The sequence below is a fragment of the Microcystis sp. LE19-41.2A genome (assembly GCF_027530405.1).
In the GTDB taxonomy this organism is placed as follows: domain Bacteria; phylum Cyanobacteriota; class Cyanobacteriia; order Cyanobacteriales; family Microcystaceae; genus Microcystis; species Microcystis aeruginosa.
Genome location: NZ_JAPZQJ010000391.1, coordinates 1 through 5,660, shown reverse-complemented (window position 1 = coordinate 5,660; position 5,660 = coordinate 1). Strand labels below are relative to the sequence as shown.

The window sequence follows — 5,660 nt, the reverse complement described above, 5'->3', positions numbered from 1 at the left end:
GTGGCGCCGCCCCCAAACCCCCCGCGCATTAGGTTAACTGTGAGATGCTTACACGCGATTGTTCATATTTTTGTACTAATTTAAGAGTCATACCAAATCCCTTTTTAATAGTGTGATTAACTCTCAAGTTATGAATTGTTTCTCCCCACACCCCACACCCCACTATCCTATACTTTTTAAACAGGATTTAGTATCACTGATAATTGATGCTTGTCGGTATTTCTGCAAATGTGGGATACACCCGATTTCGGCTGTATGAAACTGCGCTATAGCAGTTATCAGTTATTAGTTATTAGTTATCAGTTATCAGTATTAAATAGTAGTTTCCCACTTTCTTTGCACTGATTACTGTTTACTGTTTACTGTTCACTAAATATCTGCTTCTCCCCCCACCACCACATCGCGGATACGGAGACTGGGGCCACCGCAGCCGACGGGTAAACCACTTTGACCCCCTTTTCCGCAGCCTCCTGACTCGTCCCAGTAGAAATCATCAGCAATTGCCTCAATATTGGCTAGGGTTTTAAAGACATTACCGGAGAGAGTCACATCTTTAACGGGTTCAGCAATTTCTCCATCGCGAATCATCCAAGCTTCCCCGGCGCTAAAAGTGAACATTTCGCCGTTAGTCATGCCTCCCTGCCAATTTTGGGCATAAACTCCCGTTTTTATCCCCGAAAATAACTCTTTAACGGGAGTGGTTCCCCGTTCAATCCAAGTGTTGGTCATGCGGACAATGGGCGGATAATGATAATTGAGACAACGAGCGTTACCTGTCGGTTTTTCGCCTAATTTGCCCGCCGTTTCCCGCGAATGCAGTCTTCCCACCAAAACCCCATCTTTAATTAACTGAGTCGTCGTCGCGGGGGTTCCCTCATCGTCATAAAAATAACTGCCCCGATGACCTTCTGGACCTGCCCCGTCAAAGATTTGCAGGTTATCTGGTCCAAAACGTTTGCCCATACTCATCACTTCCAAAAGGTCGGGATTTTCGTATAACATATCTGCCTCGGAAAGGTGGCCAAAAGCCTCATGGACGAACAGACCGGTTAAAATGGGATCGATGACGACGGTGTAAGTATCGCCCTTGACAGGGGGCAAAACTAGGGCTTGTACGGCCCGTTTAGCCGACCCTTGCACCTGTTCTTCTAAATTGACCAGATCCTCGAAAGCTTTTCGGGATCCGGTGGTTTCCCGGCCCGTTTGTACACTGTCCCCATCTCTAGCGGTGGCCGAAAAACGCATTTCTAAGTCTGACCATTTTTGTTCGATTAAAGTCCCGTCAGAAGTGCCTAAAAGAATATGTTGACTGCTATCGCTGTAACGGACGGAAGTGGTGGCAATACTGGCATGATGTTGACGCAGTAAGTTATTATAGCGATCGCAGAGGGCTTTTTTATCGGCTAATGGTACTAAACGGGGGTCCGTTCCCGTTAAAGGCAATTCACAGGAGATAATTACAGGTTCTACTGGAGCAATCAGGGTTTCTTCTTCCCCAATTAAACGGGCAGCAGCGATCGCATCTTCTAATCGTTCCTGTAAACTGGATAATTGATTAAAGCTGGCAAATCCCCAACCTCCTTTATAACAGGCGCGTACCTGACCACCGATAGCAATACCTTCGCTGAGGGTTTCCACTCGTTCGGAACGTAGTAGAATATTCGTCCCCCGCGCTTCTTCCAGACGAATTGTCAGGAAATCGACGCGGTTTTTATAACGGTTAATCAGTTCACTAATCAGGTTTTTATAATCGTTTAGAGTATCGGTCATGGGAATTAGGAATTGGGGAGAAGGGTGTGGGGTGTGATGGGGAGATGGGGTGATGGGGTGTGGGGTGTGGGGAGATGGGGAGATGGGGAGATGGGGAGATGGGGTAGTGGGGAGATGGGGAGATGGGGTAGTGGGGTAGTGGGGCATTTGGCTGAAATTTCCCTAAACCCCTATATCCCCTTTCTAACTGATAACTGATAACTGATAACTGATAACTGATAACTGAAATTAGGCGAGATAATCCTGTAAAGCTTTCACCTCTAAAGGTTGGGATTGCAGGGATTTTAAGGCCGCTACTGTCGCTTTTGCCCCGGCGATAGTGGTGATAATTGGTAACTTATAATCGAGGGCAGTACGGCGAATTTTTCGGCCATCGTTTTGGGATTCTTCACCACTGGGAGTATTGACAATAAACTGAATCCAGTCATTTTTGATCCAATCGACAACGTCGGGACGGCCTTCGTGAATCTTTAGCACTAAATCGATATTTTCGCAACCGTTTTCTAACAAAACTTTACGAGTTCCGGAAGTGGCGACGACGCGAAAACCGAGGGATTGCAGATCCTTAACCACGGGAACCATGGGGGTTTTATCGCGATCATTCATCGAGACGAAAACCGTCCCACTGGTGGCTAAAATCACGCCGGCGGCCATTTCTGCTTTAGCGAAAGCTTTGCCAAAATCGCTGTCAATCCCCATTACTTCCCCTGTAGAACGCATTTCTGGTCCTAGGAGAGTATCAGCACCGGGGAACTTCTGGAAGGGTAAAACCGCTTCTTTCACGGCAATATGACGGGGAATTGCTTCGCTGATGATACCCAATTCTGCTAGGGTTTTGCCCGACATGACGAGGGAGGCAACTTTTGCCAGAGGAACTCCCGTTGCTTTGGAAACGTAGGGAACAGTACGACTAGCGCGGGGATTCGCTTCTAAGATATAAACTGTCTCCCCCTGCACCGCATACTGGATATTCATCAAACCGATTACTTTTAAAGCTTTCGCTAGTTCCACCGTCCATTGTCGAATTGTGGTTAAAACCGAGGCACTCAGGGACGTATGGGGGATAGAACAGGCAGAATCGCCCGAATGTACGCCCGCTTGTTCGATATGTTCCATTAATCCCCCGATAACTACTGTTCCCGTCGCATCTGACAGGGCATCCACATCCACTTCGATGGCATTTTCGAGGAATTTATCGATTAAAATCGGGTGATCCGGTTCTATCTGTACCGCATACTTCATATAGCGTTCCAATTCGCTATCGGAATAGACGATTTCCATCGCCCGACCGCCTAAAACGTAGGACGGACGTACTACCACAGGATAACCGATGCGTTTAGCCACTGCTTGGGATTCTTGGAAATTGCGGGCAATACCGTTGAGGGGTTGTCGGATATCTAATTCTCGGAGGATTTGTTCAAAACGTTCCCGATCTTCGGCGGCATCGATCGAATCGGGTGAAGTTCCCCAAATTTTGGTATTTACGGGACAATTAGGCGATTCTAAATATTTTTGCAGGGGAATCGCCAGTTTTAAGGGAGTTTGCCCACCGAATTGAATAATTAAACCCTCTGGTTGTTCCGCTTCGATGATATTTAAGACATCCTCTTTAGTCAGGGGTTCAAAGTAAAGGCGATCGCTGGTATCGTAATCGGTGGAGACAGTTTCCGGGTTAGAGTTAACCATAATCGTCTCAAAACCGGCTTTGCTCAGGGAAAAAGCGGCATGACAACAACAGTAGTCAAATTCTATCCCCTGGCCGATGCGATTGGGGCCACCACCGAGGATCATCACTTTGCGTTTATCGGAGGGTAAAACTTCCGATTCTACCCGTTCGTAGGTGGAATAATAATAGGGTGTCAGAGCTTCAAATTCTGCCGCGCAGGTGTCCACCATTTTATAGACTGGAATAATACCCAAACCCTTGCGATAACTTCTTACTTCGTCCTCGCTGGTGTTGGTGGCGAAGGCGATTTGGCGATCGCTAAAACCCTGTTGTTTAATAGCGAATAAGTCCTCTTTGCCGAGACTTTTCAGGGGAGTTCGTTTGAGGAACTTCTCGGTTTCCATCAAATCGGCCAATTTATCGAGGAACCAGGGATCGATCCCGGTTAGTTCGTGGATTTCCTCCCCATTCATGCCCAATTTAAAAGCATGGTAGATACTATAAACCCGTTCGGGGTTAGGTGTCCGCAAACTGGCCCGGACTTCCGAGAGGGGGGGGAGAGTTTCGACTTTATCGCAACCAAAGCCAAAACGTCCCGTTTCTAGGGAGCGAAGAGCTTTTTGAAAGGATTCTTGGAAAGTTCGACCGATAGCCATGGCTTCCCCGACGGATTTCATCTGGGTGGTTAGAATCGGTTGGGAGCCGGGGAATTTCTCGAAGGCAAAGCGAGGAATTTTGGTGACGACGTAATCGATAGTCGGTTCAAAGGAAGCCGGGGTTTTTTTGGTGATATCGTTGGGAATTTCGTCTAAAGTGTAGCCTACTGCTAGTTTAGCGGCAAATTTAGCGATCGGGAATCCCGTGGCTTTCGATGCTAGGGCCGAAGAACGGGATACCCGGGGATTCATCTCGATCACGATTACGTCGCCGTTAGTGGGATTAACGGAGAATTGGATGTTCGATCCGCCAGTTTCTACGCCAATTTCCCGAATAATTGCCTTAGAATAGTCCCGGAGGCGTTGGTATTCTTTATCGGTTAGGGTTTGGGCGGGCGCAACCGTAATCGAGTCGCCGGTATGGACCCCCATAGCGTCAAAGTTTTCGATCGAACAGATGATCACCACGTTATCGGCTAGATCGCGCATTACCTCTAATTCGTATTCTTTCCAGCCAATTAGGGATTTTTCGACGAGAATTTGCGATGTAGGCGAACAATCTAGCCCATACTGGGCCATCGGTTCAAATTCTTCTTGGTTATAGGCAATACCGCCCCCCGTTCCCCCTAAAGTGAAGGCCGGCCGGATAATGAGAGGATAGGAACCGATCTGATGACCGATCGCTTTTGCTTCTTCTAAATTGTTGGCAATCCCCGAAGGACAGACGGGAACACCGATTTTCTCCATTGCTTTTTTGAATAGTTCCCTATCTTCGGCTTTTTCAATAGCGGGGAGTTTTGCCCCGATCAGTTCCACGTTATATTTTTCTAAAACGCCGCTTTTGGCCAAAGCTACGGCGGTATTGAGGGCAGTTTGACCGCCCATAGTCGGTAGAATCGCATCAGGGCGTTCTTTGGCGATAATTTTCTCGACAATTTCTGGCAGAATTGGTTCAATGTAGGTGCGATCGGCCATTTCTGGATCGGTCATGATCGAGGCGGGGTTAGAATTGACTAAAATTACCTCATAACCTTCTTCTCGCAGGGCTTTACAGGCTTGAGTTCCCGAATAGTCGAATTCACAGGCTTGTCCGATGACAATTGGGCCAGCGCCCAAGATTAGGATTTTCTGTAAGTCATCACGGCGTGGCATAGGCTTAGGTTTGCTTGAGGATAAACCCCAATCATTGTATATGTTGTCACCCCTCTATTCCCTAAAGCTTTATTTAGGTTTAATGACCTTATTCTAGCTGTCAGCCTTGAATCAGTGATCGGTGATCAGATCTGAGCCTTGCACTAGCGACTGTTCACTATCTCCCCGCTCCCCAACACCCAACCGATCACTGGATAGGTAGGGCTGGCTGAATAAATCTAAAAACCTTGCTGGATAAGACTTTTAGACTTTTTGTCAATCCAAAAGTACCGGACCTGGGAGTGAGCGGGGGGAAAATTCAGGTACTTTTTCCCTGAAAATTAGGTAATTGACCAGATGAAAATCGGTAAAACCCTACACCCCACACCCCACACCCCACACCCTGCCCCCACGAAAAACTTTTTCAGCAAACCCTA

Annotated in this window: 2 protein-coding genes; both read right to left on the bottom strand. The window is 47.5% G+C overall.

Annotated elements, in window-relative coordinates; all coding sequences use genetic code 11:
• Positions 1 to 369 precede the first annotated feature (369 nt).
• On the bottom strand, positions 370 to 1,770 hold the full coding sequence (locus O9290_RS15945; RefSeq protein ID WP_288054907.1) for a TldD/PmbA family protein: 1,401 nt from the start codon (positions 1,768 to 1,770) through the stop codon (positions 370 to 372).
• 228 nt (positions 1,771 to 1,998) lie between these two features.
• Positions 1,999 to 5,244 (bottom strand): carbamoyl-phosphate synthase large subunit, encoded by a 3,246-nt coding sequence (gene carB / locus O9290_RS15940; RefSeq protein WP_288054905.1) that lies wholly within the window; start codon positions 5,242 to 5,244, stop codon positions 1,999 to 2,001.
• Positions 5,245 to 5,660: the final 416 nt, after the last annotated feature.